This is a genomic window from Sphingobium sp. Ant17 (genome assembly GCF_000588875.1).
GTDB lineage: Bacteria > Pseudomonadota > Alphaproteobacteria > Sphingomonadales > Sphingomonadaceae > Sphingobium.
In genome coordinates, this window is record NZ_JEMV01000014.1 from 71,468 (window position 1) to 88,639 (window position 17,172).

The 17,172-nt window shown below is 61.4% G+C and carries 14 protein-coding genes and 4 pseudogenes; 12 read left to right on the forward strand and 6 right to left on the reverse strand.

What is annotated here, in order from left to right; translation table 11 throughout:
- Positions 1-11 precede the first annotated feature (11 nt).
- From BF95_RS08625 to BF95_RS26265, 3 genes are read left to right on the forward strand one after another with little or no spacing between them, the layout of a single operon-like run.
- Positions 12-1,415 (forward strand): cytochrome ubiquinol oxidase subunit I, encoded by a 1,404-nt coding sequence (locus BF95_RS08625; protein ID WP_043150844.1) that lies wholly within the window; start codon positions 12-14, stop codon positions 1,413-1,415.
- A 5-nt stretch (positions 1,416-1,420) separates the two neighbouring features.
- On the forward strand, positions 1,421-2,428 hold the full coding sequence (gene cydB / locus BF95_RS08630) for a cytochrome d ubiquinol oxidase subunit II (RefSeq protein ID WP_043150846.1): 1,008 nt from the start codon (positions 1,421-1,423) through the stop codon (positions 2,426-2,428).
- Positions 2,428-2,541 (forward strand): DUF2474 domain-containing protein, encoded by a 114-nt coding sequence (locus BF95_RS26265; protein ID WP_081764090.1) that lies wholly within the window; start codon positions 2,428-2,430, stop codon positions 2,539-2,541. Before cydB ends, BF95_RS26265 begins: the two co-directional genes overlap by 1 nt.
- 13 nt (positions 2,542-2,554) lie before the next feature.
- Here BF95_RS26265 and BF95_RS08635 read toward each other — a convergent pair.
- The 3 genes and pseudogenes from BF95_RS08635 to BF95_RS08645 all read right to left on the reverse strand — a co-directional run.
- A pseudogene (locus BF95_RS08635) lies at positions 2,555-3,913 on the reverse strand (chloride channel protein); the annotation flags it as partial.
- Between the two features lie 163 nt (positions 3,914-4,076).
- Positions 4,077-4,736: an SDR family NAD(P)-dependent oxidoreductase gene (locus tag BF95_RS08640; protein WP_051519927.1), complete on the reverse strand. Its 660-nt coding sequence runs from the start codon at positions 4,734-4,736 to the stop codon at positions 4,077-4,079.
- The gene (locus BF95_RS08645) at positions 4,736-5,347 is read right to left on the reverse strand and encodes a recombinase family protein (RefSeq protein WP_043150848.1); all 612 of its coding nucleotides are present in this window, start codon (positions 5,345-5,347) and stop codon (positions 4,736-4,738) included. The genes BF95_RS08640 and BF95_RS08645 overlap by 1 nt, the downstream gene beginning before the upstream one ends.
- A 128-nt stretch (positions 5,348-5,475) precedes the next feature.
- Here BF95_RS08645 and BF95_RS08650 point away from each other — a divergent pair, with 128 nt between their 5' ends.
- Both BF95_RS08650 and BF95_RS27290 read left to right on the forward strand, forming a co-directional pair.
- On the forward strand, positions 5,476-8,427 hold the full coding sequence (locus tag BF95_RS08650) for a Tn3 family transposase (RefSeq protein ID WP_235209649.1): 2,952 nt from the start codon (positions 5,476-5,478) through the stop codon (positions 8,425-8,427).
- Positions 8,428-8,481: 54 nt separating this feature from the next.
- Positions 8,482-8,671 (forward strand): annotated as a pseudogene (locus BF95_RS27290) (IS110 family transposase); the annotation flags it as partial.
- A gap of 214 nt (positions 8,672-8,885) precedes the next feature.
- Here the strand turns inward: BF95_RS27290 and BF95_RS26270 are convergent.
- Positions 8,886-9,718 (reverse strand): annotated as a pseudogene (locus tag BF95_RS26270) (IS3 family transposase); the annotation flags it as partial.
- A 197-nt stretch (positions 9,719-9,915) separates the two neighbouring features.
- On the opposite strand from BF95_RS26270, the gene BF95_RS08670 reads away from it, so the two are divergent.
- The 7 genes from BF95_RS08670 (at position 9,916) to tnpB (ending at position 15,947) form a co-directional block, all read left to right on the forward strand.
- A complete protein-coding gene (locus tag BF95_RS08670) occupies positions 9,916-10,353 on the forward strand; it encodes a MarR family winged helix-turn-helix transcriptional regulator (protein ID WP_200866914.1) in 438 nt (145 codons plus the stop codon).
- Between the two features lie 122 nt (positions 10,354-10,475).
- The gene (locus tag BF95_RS08675) at positions 10,476-12,221 is read left to right on the forward strand and encodes an acyl-CoA dehydrogenase (RefSeq protein WP_043150854.1); all 1,746 of its coding nucleotides are present in this window, start codon (positions 10,476-10,478) and stop codon (positions 12,219-12,221) included.
- Positions 12,218-13,123, forward strand: coding sequence for an acetyl-CoA hydrolase/transferase family protein (locus BF95_RS08680; protein WP_327195439.1), 906 nt, complete (start codon positions 12,218-12,220; stop codon positions 13,121-13,123). The genes BF95_RS08675 and BF95_RS08680 overlap by 4 nt, the downstream gene beginning before the upstream one ends.
- Positions 13,060-13,521 (forward strand): acetyl-CoA hydrolase/transferase C-terminal domain-containing protein, encoded by a 462-nt coding sequence (locus tag BF95_RS30655; RefSeq protein ID WP_327195440.1) that lies wholly within the window; start codon positions 13,060-13,062, stop codon positions 13,519-13,521. The genes BF95_RS08680 and BF95_RS30655 overlap by 64 nt, the downstream gene beginning before the upstream one ends.
- 75 nt (positions 13,522-13,596) lie before the next feature.
- A complete protein-coding gene (locus tag BF95_RS08685) occupies positions 13,597-15,111 on the forward strand; it encodes an acetyl-CoA hydrolase/transferase family protein (RefSeq protein WP_043150855.1) in 1,515 nt (504 codons plus the stop codon).
- Between the two features lie 216 nt (positions 15,112-15,327).
- Positions 15,328-15,657, forward strand: a complete 330-nt coding sequence (locus tag BF95_RS08690) for a transposase (RefSeq protein ID WP_043150856.1) — start codon at positions 15,328-15,330, stop codon at positions 15,655-15,657.
- Entirely contained in the window at positions 15,654-15,947 is a 294-nt protein-coding gene (gene tnpB, locus BF95_RS08695) for an IS66 family insertion sequence element accessory protein TnpB (RefSeq protein ID WP_051519929.1), read from the forward strand. Before BF95_RS08690 ends, tnpB begins: the two co-directional genes overlap by 4 nt.
- 80 nt (positions 15,948-16,027) lie before the next feature.
- Here tnpB and istB read toward each other — a convergent pair whose 3' ends face one another.
- Together istB and BF95_RS08705 are read right to left on the reverse strand one after the other, a co-directional pair.
- Positions 16,028-16,885 (reverse strand): IS21-like element helper ATPase IstB, encoded by an 858-nt coding sequence (gene istB, locus BF95_RS08700; RefSeq protein ID WP_200866915.1) that lies wholly within the window; start codon positions 16,883-16,885, stop codon positions 16,028-16,030.
- Positions 16,882-17,172: pseudogene (locus tag BF95_RS08705) on the reverse strand (IS21 family transposase); the annotation flags it as partial. The pseudogene BF95_RS08705 and the gene istB, both read right to left, overlap by 4 nt.

A 17,172-nucleotide genomic window follows, 5' to 3' on the forward strand; every position in this document is an offset into this window, starting at 1 on the left:
GAAGACTAAAGATGTTCGACGGACTCGATGCCCTGCTGCTCGCCCGAATCCAGTTCGGGTTCACGGTCAGCTTCCACTTCATCTTTCCGGCCTTTTCGATCGGCTTGGCCAGCTATCTGATGGTCCTGGAGGGACTGTGGCTGAAAACCGGGCGGGACATCTATCTCGACCTGTTCCGCTACTGGGTGAAAATCTTTGCAATCGCCTTTGCGATGGGCGTGGTCTCCGGCATTGTCATGTCCTATCAGTTTGGCACCAACTGGTCGGTTTTCTCGACAAAGGCTGGACCGGTGATCGGGCCGCTGATGGCCTATGAAGTGCTCACCGCCTTCTTCCTGGAGGCCGGATTCCTCGGCGTCATGCTGTTCGGCATGTCCAAGGTGGGCAAAGGCCTGCATTTCGCCGCTACCTGCATGGTGGCGCTTGGCACGTTCATTTCGGCCTTCTGGATCCTGTCGGTGAACAGCTGGATGCAGACGCCCACCGGCTTCGAGATGTCACCCGATGGCCGTTTCCTGCCGGGCGAATCCTGGCTGGCGATCATCTTCAACCCTAGCTTCCCCTACCGGCTCGTCCATACGGTGATCGCCGCCTATCTGACCACCGCTTTTGTCGTGGGCGCGGTCGGCGCCTGGCATCTGCTGCGCGACCGCGCAAACCTGCATGCGCGAAAGATGTTCAGCATGGCAATGTGGATGGCAGCGATCGTCGCGCCGATTCAGATTTTCGCTGGCGACATGCACGGCCTCAACACGCTGGAGCATCAGCCCGCCAAGGTCATGGCCATGGAGGGGCATTACGAGAGCCACCCGGACGGTGCGCCGCTTATCCTGTTCGGCATTCCCAACAGCGCGGAGAAACGCATCGATTATGCCGTGGAGGTTCCCAAAGCGTCATCGCTGATCCTGAAGCATGATCTGAACGCACCGCTCGCCGGCCTCGATACGATTCCCGATGACCGTGAGCCTCCCGTGCCGGTCATCTTCTGGTCTTTCCGGGTGATGGTCGGCATCGGCTTCGCCATGCTGGGCCTTGGTCTGTGGAGCCTGGTCGCGCGGATGCGTAAACGTCTCTACGACTGGTCGTGGCTGCATCGCGCCGCCGTGCTGATGGGGCCGTCAGGCTTCGTGGCAGTGATTGCCGGGTGGATCACGACGGAGGTGGGGCGCCAACCCTATACCGTTTATGGCCACATGCTCACGGCCCAAAGCGCGTCGCCTCTCGCCGCGCCTGCGGTTGCCGCCTCGCTGATCGCGTTCGTCATCGTGTATTTCGCAGTCTTCGGTGCGGGCGCTTGGTACATTCTACATCTGATGCACAAGCCGGCCGGGCCGGATGAGTCCGAGCCTGAGCATATGCCGGTACGCACTGCGGGTATTACGCCTGCGCCGGCCATCGCGACTGGGGCGGAGTAAACAAAATGGGCATTAACGTCGATTTGACGGTCGTCTGGGCTTTCATCATCGCCTTCGCCGTATTCATGTACGTTGTCATGGACGGGTTCGACTTGGGCATCGGCATCCTGTTTCCGAGCTTCAAAGTTGGGGATGAGCGCGATCAGGCGATGAATTCGATCGCGCCGGTGTGGGACGGCAACGAAACATGGCTAGTGCTGGGCGGCGGCGGGCTCTTCGCTGCCTTCCCGCTCGCCTATGGTGTCGTCCTGACCGCGACCTACCCACTTATTATCGCGATGCTTTTGGGGCTCGTTTTTCGTGGTGTGGCCTTTGAATTCCGCTGGCGCGACCCACGGCACCGTGCGCTATGGGACATTGCGTTCAGCCTGGGCTCGTTCATAGCCGCCTTTGCGCAGGGCGTGACGCTGGGCGCGATCCTCCAAGGCGTTCAGGTCGAAAACCAGGCCTATGCCGGTGGCTGGCTCGACTGGTTGACCCCGTTCAGCCTGTTGACCGGCGCTGGGGTGGTTATCGGCTATGCGCTGCTCGGCGCTGCCTGGCTGATCTGGAAAGTCGAAGGTAGCGCAGAGGCGCATGCCCGCCGACTGGCGCTGTGGGCGGGGGCAGGCACGCTGGTCGCGATGGCGGCCGTCAGCGCCGCCACCCCGTTCCTGCAGTTCGAATATTGGAAGCGCTGGTTCGACATGCCCGGCGTGCTGGCGACGGCGCAGGTGCCGCTGCTTACCGCGATCGTCGCTGTCCTGTTTTTCCGCAAACTGCGCGGCGGTGCCACCGCTGCACCGTTTCTGCTTGCGCTGGCCCTGTTCGCGTTAGGATTTGCAGGACTTGGCATCAGCCTATTTCCTTACATCGTGCCCGACAGCATCACCATATGGGATGCCGCCGCGCCCGAGCGGAGCCAGATATTCATGTTGGTAGGGACCGCGATCATCATGCCGGTCATCCTTGCCTATACTGGATGGGCCTATTGGGTCTTTCGTGGCAAAGTTGGCACGCACGGCTATCACTGATGAAGTATACGCCCTTTTGGAAGCGGCTGGGATGGATGGCGCTGATCTGGACCGGGAGCGTTGTTGCGCTCGGTGCAGTATCGATGATTCTGCGCTTCTGGCTGAAGCCCTGATATCGACAGGCAGTCAGTTTTCGCCATAAAGGTCGCGCTGCGAACGATCGATCTCGTCAGCATAGCGTTTGCGAACGTATTTTTCGGTCAGCATACCCAAAATCCGTCGATCTTCATCGACAACGGCTAGATCGTCGGCTCCACTCACGTCGAATGCTTCCATGATTGAAGCGATCGACATTTCAGGTGACAGCACGACATTCTGGAGGATAGCCAACTCGGAGATGGCCCGCTCCGCCGAGCCCAAATCTGCAAAGACGGCCGCAGTCGGCACCAGGCCCGCGTAGAGGCCTGATCGGTCCTGCAGGAGTACCCGGCTCGTCGAACCCAACGGGAACTGCTGCCTGAAATCGGACATCGAAAGTGTCGGCAGTGCGGTCGCCGGGGCAGCGCGCATCATCTTGCGTGCCGTCAACGAACGCATCCAGCCAATATCGCGCGCGCTTCGGATCACTTCACCACGCAGGTGCAGGCGCCAGGTCGAGAAGGAGTAACCGAAGCGCTCCCGGACCAGAGCGCTCGAGCACAGCGTTGCGGTGAGCACCACCGCGGTGATGCCGAAATCATGCGTCGCCTCAAGCACCAGAAGGGACATGGTCATTGGCCCTCCGACGACCGCTACGGCCAGCGCCGCCATCCCAACCAGTGCTGCGTCCACCGGCGATAGTGAGACAACCCCGGGGATCAGCATCCATAGCCCGGCAAGAATTTGACCGAGCAAGGCGCCCAAGAAAAGTGATGCAAAAAACAGACCGCCACGAAAGCCGAAGCCCAGCGACACCACGGACGCGAGGCATTTGAGTACAAAAATAAAAGCGAGCGCGCCGATCGCCAGCTCTCCACCGATGGTGAGATGCAGCGCCCCGTGCCCGGCCGAAAGCGCGTGAGGAGAAGCTAGTGCAATCGGGATAAGCAGCGCCCCGCCAACTATCGGCCTTGCCCACTCCGGCAGTGGGGTTCGACGGACGCAAGCTTCCGCAAGTGATACCAAGCGCATAAGTGCGATGCCCACCAATGCGCAAGCGAGACCCAGGATGGCGTAAAGCAGATAGTCCACTGTCTCGAGGCTCTGGCTGCTGGTGGCGGCAATGAGATACGGTGTGGCGCCGAGCGTACGTGCGGTCACGACGGCTGCTAGTGTCGCGGCCACGACGGGAGCGATGCTCGCCGGCGTGTAGGCGCCGATGACGATTTCAAAAGCATAGAAAGCGCCGGTCAGAGGCGCGCCAAACGCTGCACCGATCGCGGCCCCCGCCCCTGCCCCTACCAAAACGCGCAGGTCGTTGCGCCGCAGGTTCAACCATTGGCCGATGAGCGATGCAATGCCGCCTCCGGCCTGTGCATAAGCTGCCTCCAACCCCACCGAGGCCCCTGTGCATTATTCGGACACAGATTCACGGTAGCCGATCAGCCGCTGCCGCAATCCAAGTTCGCGGCATGTGTCGTGCCAGCAAGTACGCTGCTCGGTTCAGCGTGCCGGGGATGGTCACCGCCCTCCCGCTAGTCAGCGCTCTAACTGCCAGGTGAGCGCAGTCTTATGGACTGCTCATGCCCCATCGATAAGCTAGTGAACGAGCATCAATTCCCGATAAGGCACCCATATCGGTCGCAATTCCGCCGGGAATAAACACGCCGATAGAGAGGTGGGGGGTTTTCAGTTGAGCCCGCACGGCGAGCGTGAGGTTGGTCACATAGGCCTTCGAGGCTCCGTACACTGCCTGATCGGGCAATGTAGTTTCGCCTCCCAAACTTGACACGGCCAAAATAGCTCTTCGCTCATCTGCACTGGAAAAATGGGTCACCAAGTGGTGCAGAAGTTCGGTGAACCCCATGATGTTCGTTGCAACAATGGCCCGATCCGCTTCCACCATGTCCGTCGATACCGGACCATACCTTGTGATTCCGGCGTTAAGAACTGCGGCGACAGGCTTGTACCGTACGATGCCCTTAACAACCTCTGCGATGCCGTCAGCATGAGATAGGTCAGCTTCGATCGATACGATTTGAACCGGTCGTTCGGCTTGGATGCTCGTCGCCAGATCCTCCGTGAGATGGAGCCTTCTTGATGCGAGGAGAAGGTTGGCACCGTGTTTGATGGCAATCTCGCGAGCCAGACTAGCGCCAAGTCCGGATGAGGCGCCGGTAATCAGCACCCATTTGTTTTGGATGACCAGAGCAGGAAGGCGAAGGGACATCAGGCAGGGTTTCGTTCGGAAGAAACTTGCGGAGTATGAATTCGGTGCTCGGCAACGATGCGTGATACGGTCGGCTCGCTGACCGCATATAGGCGCGCCATCTCAGCGCCAGATTTGCGGCCCGAGATCACAGACTCAGCGATTTCAAGCCGTTGCTTTTCGGCGAGCTTACGGCGACGTCCGCCAACTCGACCTTCGGCGCGCGCCTGAGCGAGACCGGCGGAGGTACGCTCGCGGATCATTGCCCGCTCGAACTCGGCGAAGCTGCCGACCATCTGCATCATCATGCGCCCCGCGGCCGTGGTGGTGTCGATCGCTTCGGTCAACGAGCGGAAGCCCGCACCCGCTAGCTCGATCCGCTCCATGATGTGCAGCATGTCCTTTAGACTGCGCGACAGCCGGTCGAGCTTCCAGACGACTACTATGTCGCCGTCACGCAACTGGCCGATCATCTCCAAAAGCTTCGGCCGATCCCACCGTCCGCCACTGGCGGTTTCATCGAAGACCCGCTTGCAGCCGACCGCATCGAGCGCGCGCCGCTGTGCCGCGTTCGATTGATCGTCGCCCTTCGACACGCGGGCATAGCCGATCAGATAGGGTTCGCGGGTCATCCAGCTTCTTTCACAAACGGCCGTATCCGGAGGCAGAAACAGGAGTAACGGGTTTTCGCCGCCTTCCGGCTTTCACAATCCTCTTTCATTAAGCAAGCAAAAGGCAAGAGGTTTTTGGAGGATCGAACATGCCCGCACGCATTCCAATGACCGAGCGGCAGCGCGCCGCACTGCTGGCGCTGCCTGGCACCGAGGCGATGGTCGTGCGACATCATGGTCTCGACGCCGAAGACTTGTCTGCGATTGGCATCGCTCGCACTCCAGCGACCCGGCTGAGCTATGCCCTGCAACTCTGCTGTCTGCGCTATCCTGGACGGCATCTGCGCGCCGGCGAGCTGTTGCCTGCGATCATGCTCGACCATATCGCCGACCAGGTTGGGGTTGACGCGGGCGTCATCGCCGACTTCGCGCGGCGTACGCCGACCCGCTACGATCAGCTTGCCGCCATCAAAGCCCGGTTTGGTTTTTCCGATCTGAGCCAGCCAGTTCGTACCTCGATGATGGCGTGGCTGGCGACCGAAGCCATGCCCATCGTTGACGGGCGCATTCTGCTCGACCGACTGCTGAACGAGCTGCGCACCCGGCGCATCGTCATCCCCGGTATCAGCGTTGTGGAGCGGATGGCGGCCGAGGCGATGCTTCGGGCGGAAACCGATCTGGTCGCCGCGGTCGACGACACGCTCGATACAGAAATGCGACAACGTCTCGACACGCTGGTGGATGACAAGGTGCATGACCGACAAAGCCGCTTTTCCTGGCTGCGCGAACCGGAGCCCCGCGTCGCGCCCGCCTCGCTCGCCGAAATCCTGGAGAAGGTCGCACTGATCCGCTGGACCGGTATTTCCCGTGTTCCGATCAATCCCCGGCAGGAACCACGCCTGACGCAATTCGCTCGCGAAGGTGTGCGCTATACCGCCCAGGCTTTTCAACAGATGCGACCTGCCCGCAGGCGGGTCATCCTGCTTGCCACGATGCGCGAGATGGAGGCCACGCTTACTGACGCGGCGATCACCATGTTCAGCGCCTTGATGGGACGCGCTCACCTTCGTGCTCGCAAACGCCTTGAACAGCGGGTCACGGTCTCGGGACGCGAGGGACGCGACCGGTTGATGCGCATCGCCACAGTGCTGGAAACGGTCAGCCGAGCAGCACGCGCTGGTGAAGATATCGGCGCGGCCCTCAGGGGTATCATGCCTCTCGACATGCTCGATGCCGATGCGGCGATCATCCGTCGTACCGCTGCACCTCACAGGGATGATGTGCTGAGTGAGATTGCAGCCGAGTACCGGACCTTCAAGCGGGCAGGACCACAGTTCCTGCAAACGCTCGATTTCCACGGCCGGGCCGGTACCGCGACATTGCGCAATGCGATGACGGTCCTGTCGGATCTCGATGGCGACTGGCGCAAACCGCTTCCCGCCGACGTTCCGCTCGGTCATGTCGAGCGGCGCTGGCAACGCCATGTCGTGGTCGCAGGAAAGATCGACCGGACGCATTGGGAAATGGCGACTTACGGCGCGCTCGCCAATGCGCTGGCATCGGGTGATATCTGGGTGCCGACGTCGCGGATGCACCGGTCGCTGGACGTGCTGCTTGCGCCATCGCCAGGCGCATCGCTCCAACCACCGTTCTCACTCGGCGATCCACATGCATGGCTCGATCAGCGCGCTGAGCAACTCGACAGCGCCTTGCGCGGCGTCGCCCGCAATCTGGACGGGCGTGATGCCGCCCTGTTCGCCGGGGAGAGGTTACGCTTCCCCAAAGAGCAAAAGGATGATGACGGCGGGCAAGATGAAGGGCGGCACCTGACGCTCGCCTGTTACGGCATGTTGCCTGCTACCCGTATCACCGATGTGCTGTCGCAGGTCGAACGCTGGACCGGCTTCACTCGGCATTTCGGTCATGTTTCAACCGGGTTGCCGCCTGCTGACGAGCGCGCCTTCCTCGCCACCCTGATTGCCGAGGCGACCAATCTCGGGTTGTCACGCATGGCCGAAGTATGCGGCGCAGGATCACGCCGCGCGCTCCTGCGCATGCAGACATGGCACATGCGCGAGGAAACCTTTCGGGCGGCGCTCGCCTGCATGACCGACGCCATCCACGCCGAGCCGATCGCGACCTGGTTCGGGCAGGGGCACCGGGCGTCTGCTGACGGGCAGGCCTTTCACCTCGGCGGACCGGGCGAAGCCGGCGGAGCGGTCAATGCGCATTATGGTCGCGACCCGATGGTCAAGATCTACACCACCATCACCGATCGGTACGCGCCGCTTCACCAGACTGTGATCGCCGGCACGGCAGGGGAAGCCATCCATGCGCTCGACGGTATCCTCGGCCACGATAGTAACGCCGATCTGACCGCGCTGCACGTCGATGGGGGCGGCGTTTCCGACATCGTGTTCGCGACGATGCACCTGCTCGGGCTCGATTTCGAGCCGCGGATTCCCCGTCTGTCAGATCGGCGCCTATACGCCTTCGAACCCCCGAAACGTTATGGTAGGCTCGCGCCGCTATTCGGTCACAAGCTCAATCGAGATCTGATCGTCAGCCACTGGCCGGATATCGAACGTGTTATCGGCGCAATGCGCGACCGCACCGTCACGCCATCGTTGATCCTGAAGAAGCTATCCGCTTACCGCCAGCAGAACAGTCTCGCCGCAGCACTTCGTGAGGTTGGACGGATCGAGCGGACGCTGTTCACGCTGCGCTGGTTCGAAGATCCGGCTCTGCGCCGCACCGTCACCGCCGAACTGAACAAGGGAGAGGCCCGCAACAGCCTGGCCCGGGCGGTCGCTTTCCACCGGCTCGGCCGTTTTCGTGATCGTGGTTTGGAAAACCAGCAAACCCGTGCGGCTGCGCTCAACCTCGTCACCGCTGCGATCATCCTGTTCAACTGCCGGTATCTCGGTCGCGCCGTTGACGAAATGCGCCGTCGCGGGACGCCGATCGATCCGGCTATGCTCTCCCGGCTCTCGCCGCTTGGCTGGGACCGCATCAATCTCACCGGTGATTACGTCTGGTCCGATCACCTCGATTTCGACGCCCACGGCCTCATGCCACTGCTCATTAAGCCGCTACCGTGAATCTGTGTCCGAATAATGCACAGGGGCCCAGGTGGCGGCTTCGGAAATGGGGCGATTGCCGGGCACGCGGACGATGCCGATCGCCGCCGCAAGGCGATGACGGCGCTCACCGCCAAAATGGCGCGCGTGGCTCACGCCGTCATCAAGACGGGGACAGAGTACCGGCCGTTCCTCGAACGGTCGGATGCCAGGTGGAAGGCCCCCTCTCTGCAAGTGCCGTGAGGGCGCGAGAGCGACCCTGTAGATAATGTTCGGGCCTTCCACCTGGGTGCGTATCTCGTTTTAAGGACGGTGAGGACCACGGCTGCTCCGGCACCGATGGATCCTGTGTTTGCTATGGCAGGGAGCGATCCCGTTGACGGTGGAAGCCATCTGGCTCAGAATGCATGCAGCGCCGATGTTTGTCGGCGCATAGATATCTGCTGGCCAAAATCCGCCGCTGCTTCCTGACCTAGGACGTTGTCCGACCGGATATTGGCTGGTGGGCCGCGCGAGATGAACAGGTCCGCCAAGGCTGCCAGCACATCCTCATGCTTGAGCTGTCGCGCGACAATGAGCGCCAGGCATTCCCTGCTGGCTTCGTCGATGATGGTCAGGATGCGGAACTTGCGCCCATCATGCGTCCGACCCTCGACGAAGTCATAGGCCCACACATGTCCCGGATACTCCGGCCGCAGGCGGATACATGATCCGTCGTTGAGCCAGAGCCTGCCCCGTTTTGGCTGACGTTGCGGGACCTTCAGCCCCTCACGCCGCCAGATACGCTCGACCCGTTTATGATTCACCGCCCATCCTGCATGGCACAGCAATGCCGTCACTCGGCGATAGCCGTAGCGACCATATTGCTTTGCCAGCGCGATGATGTCCTCCGTGAGCGCCTGTTCGTCATCTGCCCCGCGCGGGACCTTGCGCTGCGTCGATCGATGCTGGCCCAGCACCCGGCAGATCCGTCGTTCGGACACCGGAAGCTCTCGTCGAACATGATCGATGCAGCGTCGCCGCCGCGCGGGGCTCAGAAGTTTCCCCTGGCCGCCTCCTGCAGGATCAGCTTGTCCAATGTGAGGTCGGAGATCGCCCGGCGTAGCCGCAGGTTCTCCTTCTCCAGATCCTTCATACGCCGTGCCTGGTCGGTCTTCAGCCCGCCATATTCCTTGCGCCAGCGGTAGTAGGTCTGTTCGCTAACCGCGATCCGGCGGCACGCTTCGGCGGTCGATGCCCCCTGCGCCAGCACGATCTCAACTTCACGCAGCTTGCCGATAATCTCTTCCGGCTTGTGCTTCTTGCTCGGCATTCAAACTCCCTTTCGTGGTCCAGACTATCATAGTCTCTGGGCCACTCAGCAGGGGGCAGGTCAAATCCTCGTCCTAGCCGACGAGTAACATCCTCAATTCTGTCGCCGCAATGATTCCTGCTATTCTGATTGCGTGTTATTTAATAACATGTTATCGAATTGCTATGGACGAGGATCTGGCATCAGTGGAACGTCGGTTGACGACCGGCTTAGTCGTGTTGGGGCGACGCTATTCCCAGCTTCTGGACCGTCTCGTGGATCAATATGGTTTGTCGGGCGCCAGCGCGCTTCCGATCGCTCTGCTGAGCCGGATGGGGGACGGAACGCGGCAGGGTAGCCTTGCCGGAGCCCTCAATGTGGAAGGTCCGGCGCTCGTCCGGCAACTTGACCGGCTCTGCGCCAGCGGTTTGGTAGAACGGGTCGAAGATTCCACGGACCGGCGCTCCAAGACATTGCATCTTACGCAGCAGGGTTGGGAGCTCGCCGCCAAAATCGAAGCGACGCTTTCAAAGACGCGCCACATCTTGCTGGCCGGTGTGCCGAGCGAGGATCTTGACGCGGCGCTCCGCGTCTTCTGTCTTCTTGAGGAGCGGATGGGGCAGATGGTGCCGATCGGCAGTCCAGACGACGGATAGCGCGATTTACCTTTGCGGTACTGACGCGCCTGCGGTGAAGCCTTCGGAAGGCTCGTCGGCTCCCGAGTTAACGTCAAACCAGTCTCACCGGTCCCTTCATCCTGGTCACAGGAACTTCTTTGATGACATTTTCAGTCCCAACTGCAGAACAGCGCTTTGTTCTTAGGCACATCGCCGGAATAAACGAAATGGCCGCCACCGAATGTTTTGCGGGTCTCAGCGATGATCTGGTGGAGGCGATCCTGTACGGCGCGGCCGCATTTGCAGAAGGAGAGTATGCGCCGCTCCTGCGCTTGGGCGACACGCAAGGCGCGCAGTGGCACGAAGGTAGCGTCACGATGCCCGTGGGCTTCAAGGCCGCTTACAGGGCTTTTTTCGAGAATGGCTGGGGCGCTATTGCAGGCCCGCAGGCTTTTGGCGGTCAAGGTCTGCCTTTCTCGCTGGCCACCATCGTGATGGAGGATCTGGGAACGGCCAATTTGGGCTTCTCGCTGGTCAATATGCTGACGCCAGGGGCGATCGAGGCGCTGGCGGCGCATGGAACTGGCGACCAGCAGCAAACATGGCTCCCAAAGCTTATCACCGGTGAGTGGACGGGGACGATGAACCTCACCGAACCGCAGGCCGGATCGGACGTCGGCGCTGTGCGCGCCAGCGCTAGCCCGGCACCCGATGGCACCTGGCGTATCAAAGGGCAAAAGATCTTCATCACCTTCGGTGAGCATGACCTGGTAGACAATATCCTCCATCTCATCCTGGCTCGAACCTCGGGCGCTCCCGAAGGCACCAAGGGTCTCTCATTGTTTCTTGTGCCCAAGTTCCGATTGGATGCGTCGGGAAAGCCGGGTGACCCAAACGATGTTCATTGCGTGTCTATTGAACACAAGCTGGGCATCCATGCGTCCCCGACCTGCGTGATGTCCTATGGCGATCATGACGACTGTGTAGGCGAACTGGTCGGCGAAGAAGGCGGCGGTATGCGGGCCATGTTCACGATGATGAACAATGCGCGCATCAATGTGGGCAATCAGGGTGTCCAGGTGGCCGAGCGCGCGACCCAGTTGGCCCTCGATTATGCGCGTGAGCGGATCCAGTCGCCGCGCGCGGACGGCTCCTCAGGGAAAACGCCCGTTGCGATCCTCGACCATCCGGATGTCCGCCGCATGGCCTTGCGCATGAAGGCGCAGACGCAGGCGGCCAGGTCGCTCTTATACTATGCGGCCGGCCAGGTGGATCGCGCCCATATGGGCGACCGGAATGCGGCAACCAGGGCTGATCTCGTCACGCCGCTGATCAAGGCGCACGGGACGGACATAGGCTGCGAGGTCGCGTCGCTTGGCGTCCAGATCCACGGCGGGATGGGCTTTATCGAAGAGGCAGGCGCCGCCCAGCACTATCGCGACGCGCGGATAACGCCGATCTATGAGGGTACCAACGGCATTCAGGCGGCCGACTTGGTCGGGCGAAAGCTGAAGGGCGACGGAGGCGTCGGGCTCCGGGCACTTCTGGCCGAAATTCGTGCCGAAGTGAATGAACTGTCTGAACTTGCCACCTTGGCCGATGGTGTCGAGGAGGTCGCGGACTGGATGTTGACCGTGCCGAATGTGAACGATCGATTGGCGGGAAGCTATCCCTTTCTCACGATGCTTTCGGTCCTGACTTGTGGATGGTTGATGGCGCGGCAGGAAAGGATTGCGCGGGCCATGATGGCTGCGGACGAGGGGGATAGTCTCTTTCTGAAGGCCAAGCTCGCGACGACGCGTTTCTATATCTCTCAGCTGGTTCCCGAAGCATTGGGCCTTCGCGCCGCAGCGTTGGCAGGCGCGCAGCCGATCTATGCATTGACGCTTGAGGAGATGATGGTGTGACCCAAAGCGCCTCGTCGTTGTATGAGAGCAAGCGCCTCTCCGCCGCTGAGGCCGTCGCATTGATCCCGAGCGGCGCGCGGGTGGCGATGGGCCTCGGCGTGTCCGAACCGCCAGCATTGCTCAGCGCGCTGGCAAACCGCGCGGCGGCGGGTCAGATCGTCGATATATCGCTCTATTATATGCTCGCCACCACGATCGCTGGCGCGACCGTGCTGGCCTACGAACTGCGCGACCGCATCAATCCAGTCAGCCTATTTCACGGTGGCGTCGAGCGCGCGCTCGATGCGATTGCCGCGCGCAACGCCGCCGCGCCGGTTGACATCATCCCGGTCGCTTTCAGTCAGGTGCCGCGCATGCTGACGGATCACCTTGGGGTCGATACGCTTATAACCACCGTGTCTCCCATGGACGATGCCGGCAATTTCAGCTTCGGCACGAACACCGATTATGCGCTTGGCGTCTCTCGCGCGGCGGCTCGGATCATTGTCGAGGTCAATCCCCGGATGCCGCGGGTTCAGGGCAACTGCTTCGTGCATATCTCGCAGATATCGGCAGTGGTTGAGAATAGCGCGCCGCTGCTGGCCATGGCCCAGGCACAGCCAGGAGCCGAGGACCGGGCCATCGCGCAGATCGTCGCAGGCCTGGTCGAGGATGGGGCGTGCTTGCAGATGGGCATCGGCGCACTGCCCGATGCGGTCTGCGCCGCGCTCGAGGGACATCGTCATCTTGGGATTCATACCGAGCTGATGACCCCTGGTCTGGCAGCCCTTATGCAATCTGGCGTGGTCGACAACAGCGGTAAGAGTCACCATCGTGGACGTTCGGTTTTCACCTTCGCATGGGGGATCGGTCTCTTTATGACTTCATCGATGATAATCCCCTGCTGGAGGCGCATCCCGTAGACTATGTGAACGATCCGGTGATCATTGCCCGCAACGAGAAAATGGTCTCGGTCAACGCCACGCTTGAGGTCGATCTCGATGGCGCCTGCAATTCGGAATATGTGAATGGACGGCAGTTCAGCGCGGCAGGCGGGCAGCTCGATTTCGTGAGGGGCGCCTATGCGTCGAAGGGCGGCAGATCGATTATTGTTTGCCATTCGACGGCCGCCGGCGGGACGATCTCGCGTATCGTTCCCGTGCTTTCCGGTCCTGTCACCACGCCGCGCAACGAAACGCACATCGTCGTCACCGAACATGGCTGGGTCGATTTGAAGGGGAAGACGGCGGCGGAACGCGTCACGGCCCTGATCGGCATAGCCCATCCGGATTTTCGCGAGCATCTCGCGCGCCGCGGATAAGCGGGCCTAAACGAACACACTACGGCAGACCGCGCACGCTCGATAACAGTCAGCCGCGCGTTATGGGAGCAAGAGATGACGCAGCGGCACGTGCATAACGAAAAACTGAAGAGTCGTATCATGGACGCGGATGCGGCCGCCGCGCTGATTACGAACGGCATGACCATCGGCATGAGCGGCTTTACCGGATCGGGATATCCAAAGGCCGTTCCGATGGCGCTGGCCCGGCGAATCGAGGCGTCCCATGCTGCGGGCGACCCGTTTCGCTGCCGGGTGTGGACTGGAGCCTCGACCGGCCCGGAACTGGATGGCGCTCTGGCAAAGGCTGACGGTATCGAGTTTCGGTTGCCCTATAATTCGGACCCTATCGCGCGCGAGAAGATCAATCGGGGCGAGATGGACTATTTCGACATGCATCTGAGTCAGGTCGCGCCGATGGCCTGGCAAGGCTTTCTGGGCCCGCTCGATGTCGCGGTGGTCGAGGTTTCGGCTATTCGCACCGATGGGTCGCTTATACCCTCCTCTTCAGTGGGCAACAACAAGACCTGGCTCGATCGCGCGGGGGCCGTGATTCTCGAGGTCAATCGCTGGCAAAATCCGGCGCTCGAGGGCATGCATGATATCTATTATGGCACGGCGTTGCCTCCGCACCGTGTGCCCATCCCTCTGGTCAGGCCGGACGACCGTATCGGGCAGTCATATTTCCGTGTCGATCCTGACAGGGTCGTTGCTATTGTGGAAACCGATGCCCCCGATCGGAACCTGCCCTTCGCGGCGCCCGACGCGGCGGCTCATGCGATAGCAGGGCATCTCATCGAATTTTTCCGTCACGAAGTCGCGCTGGGACGCCTGCCGGCTTCACTACTCCCCCTTCAGTCTGGGGTCGGTAACATCGCAAATGCCGTTCTCGCTGGACTCGTATCCGGGCCATTCGAGCAGATGACGGCCTTTACCGAAGTGATCCAGGACGGCATGCTTGATCTGCTGGATTCGGGCAAATTGCGCATGGCGTCGGCAACCGCCTTTTCACTCAGTCCGAACGCAGCGGCGCGGCTTAACGCGGATATGGCGCGCTACCGAGACAAGATGATCCTGAGGCCGCAGGAGATCAGCAACCATCCGGAATTGATCCGTCGCCTCGGCTGCCTGGCTATGAATGGTCTGATTGAGGCCGACATCTATGGGAATGTGAACTCGACGCATGTCATGGGCTCGCGCATTCAAAATGGCATAGGCGGATCCGGCGACTTTGCGCGCAACGCCTATGTCTCGATTTTCATGACCCCCTCCACTGCGAAGGCCGGCAAGATTTCCGCGATCGTCCCGCAGGCGAGTCATGTCGACCATATCAGCCAGGACGTTCAGGTCATCGTCACAGAACAGGGACTGGCGGATCTGCGGGGACTTAGCCCCAAGCAGCGGGCGGCACTCATCATCCAGAATTGCGCGCATCCTGACTATCGCGATGCGCTGGCTGACTATTATGCCCGAGCGCGTGCACTATCCTTTGGACAGCAATCGCCTTGCCTGCCGGGAGAGGCGCTTTCATGGCATCAGCGCTTCATTGAGACTGGCACGATGCGGCAATGAGGGAAGTAGTCGTCCTGGAGGCAACATGATGCGGCCCGCGCTGCCACCGCGATCAGACTATAGACCGACACAGATATTGTATGGCTGCGGAAATTGTCCAGTGGAGTATCTAGAAGCGTATCGCTCCGGTGAGGGCCGCCTTGCGGTGATCGGCTGATATTTCGAGATGGCACCGGTGCAAGCGCTGGTGTTTGCACCGGTACTAGGGACGGTGCGATGAGTCAGATCACGGTAATTTCGGGGCCGGAGCGGCGGCGGGTATGGACCGACCAGCAGAAGCGCGAGTTGGTCGCTGCGGTTTCGGTGCCCGGCGCGAACGTGGCGGAGATTGCCCGCCATGCTGACCTACGGCCGAACCAGATCTACAGATGGCGGCGGCAGATGGGTCAGGCAGCGCAGGGCTTTGCCGAGGTGCAGGTGCAGACTGACCCGGTGCCGGTCATGGGATCGGCGATTATCGTCGAGTTTGATCGGGCGATCGTGCGTATTCCCGCTGGCGCTTCGCCTGGGTTGGTGTCGGCAGTGCTGCGGTCAGTCAAGCCGTGATCCCTGTACCCTCAGGCGTTCGGATATGGATCGCAACGGGGCACACGGACATGCGGCGCGGCATGCGCAGCCTGGCCCTGCAGGTGCAGCAGAGTTTCAGGCGGGATCCCCATGCCGGTGATCTCTATGTCTTCCGAGGGCGCCGTGGCGACCTGTGCAAGATCCTGTGGCATGATGGCGTTGGCATGTCGCTCTATGCCAAGCGCCTGGAGCGCGGGAAGTATATCTGGCCATCGGCTGTAGACGGGGTGTCAACGGCGGTCAGATTCCAGTCCATCGGGGCGGAGTAAAAGCAGGCCACTGTGATGCGGGCCTAACGATATGAAGAGGGCCCCGATCGGGGCCCTCTTCATATCGTTGTCGTCATTGATCAGGGAGCGGTGATCTCGCCGGTTTCCGGGTCGACAACCTGTGTGGCCTGCTTTTGCGCCGCCCCGGCAGCACGGCGGCGGGCGGACTGCTTGAGGCGGTAGCTGTCGCCGTTCATGGCCAGGATGCTGACGTGGTGCGTGAGCCGATCGAGCAGCGCGCCGGTGAGCCGCTCGGATCCCAGGACCTGCGTCCAGTCCTCGAACGGCAGGTTGGACGTGACGATCGTCGATCCCCGCTCATAGCGCTGCGAGAGGGTCTCGAACAGCAGTTCAGCGCCTGTGGGCGAGAGGGGAACATAGCCCAGTTCATCGACGATCAGCAGCTTCACCGCCGCAAGATCGCGCTGCATCTTGAGCAGTCGCTTTTCGTCCCTCGCCTCCATCAGTTGGTTGACCAGTGCAGCGGCAGTCGTGAACGCGACCGTGAAGCCTTTCTGACAAGCCGCCAGTCCCAGGGCGAGCGCCACATGGGTTTTGCCGGTGCCGCTGTTGCCCAGCGCGATGATATTTTCCCGCCGCAGGATATATTCGCAGCGCGCCAGCTCCAGCACGAGCATTTTGTTCAGGCCTGGAATGGCCGTGAAGTCGAACGTGTCGAAGCTTTTCACCGCAGGGAACCGCGCAGCCCTGATCCGGCGCTCCACGGTGCGGCGCTCACGATCGATCAGCTCAAGTTCGATGAGGCGAAGCAGGTATCGGCTATGATCGACCCCGTCGCGTGCACATTCACGCGCCAGCTTCTCATATTCCCGCAGCACAGTGGGGAGTTTGAGTTGCTTGAGATGGTGCGCGAGCAGAACCTGCGGCGTCCCCGCCATGGTGCCGGTGGGCATCTTGTCCTCTGCGATCCGGTTCATGCCGCCAACTCCTGAGATGTTTGGGGCACGAGCGCGGCATAGTCGGCGGCACGCGTCGTCTTCACGTCCATTTTCGGCAGGTGGGGATAGGCTGCCAGGTCCAGGCGGGCGGGCCGCCGTTCGATGCGCGCCAGCGCGATCTGCTTGACCGCATCGAAGCCGATTGCGCCGATACAGATCGCCTCGTTCACCGCGAAGGTGACGATCTCCATCGGTATCGCCTCCAACAGGCGCAGGATCTGGATGAACTCGCGCTTGCCCTTGTTGCCCATGCGCGCCTCAAGGAG

Bases quoted from the DNA above. Each gene is read 5' to 3' on its own strand.
- BF95_RS08640 (WP_051519927.1), bottom strand. From the start codon at position 4,736: ATGTCCCTTCGCCTTCCTGCTCTGGTCATCCAAAACAAATGGGTGCTG.
- BF95_RS08625 (WP_043150844.1), top strand. From the start codon at position 12: ATGTTCGACGGACTCGATGCCCTGCTGCTCGCCCGAATCCAGTTCGGG.
- BF95_RS30655 (WP_327195440.1), top strand. From the start codon at position 13,060: ATGGGGGATCGGTCTCTTTATGACTTCATCGATGATAATCCCCTGCTG.
- BF95_RS08690 (WP_043150856.1), top strand. From the start codon at position 15,328: ATGAGTCAGATCACGGTAATTTCGGGGCCGGAGCGGCGGCGGGTATGG.
- istB (WP_200866915.1), bottom strand. From the start codon at position 16,885: ATGAACCGGATCGCAGAGGACAAGATGCCCACCGGCACCATGGCGGGG.
- BF95_RS26265 (WP_081764090.1), top strand. From the start codon at position 2,428: ATGAAGTATACGCCCTTTTGGAAGCGGCTGGGATGGATGGCGCTGATC.
- BF95_RS08685 (WP_043150855.1), top strand. From the start codon at position 13,597: ATGACGCAGCGGCACGTGCATAACGAAAAACTGAAGAGTCGTATCATG.
- BF95_RS08645 (WP_043150848.1), bottom strand. From the start codon at position 5,347: ATGACCCGCGAACCCTATCTGATCGGCTATGCCCGCGTGTCGAAGGGC.
- BF95_RS08650 (WP_235209649.1), top strand. From the start codon at position 5,476: ATGCCCGCACGCATTCCAATGACCGAGCGGCAGCGCGCCGCACTGCTG.
- cydB (WP_043150846.1), top strand. From the start codon at position 1,421: ATGGGCATTAACGTCGATTTGACGGTCGTCTGGGCTTTCATCATCGCC.
- BF95_RS08675 (WP_043150854.1), top strand. From the start codon at position 10,476: ATGACATTTTCAGTCCCAACTGCAGAACAGCGCTTTGTTCTTAGGCAC.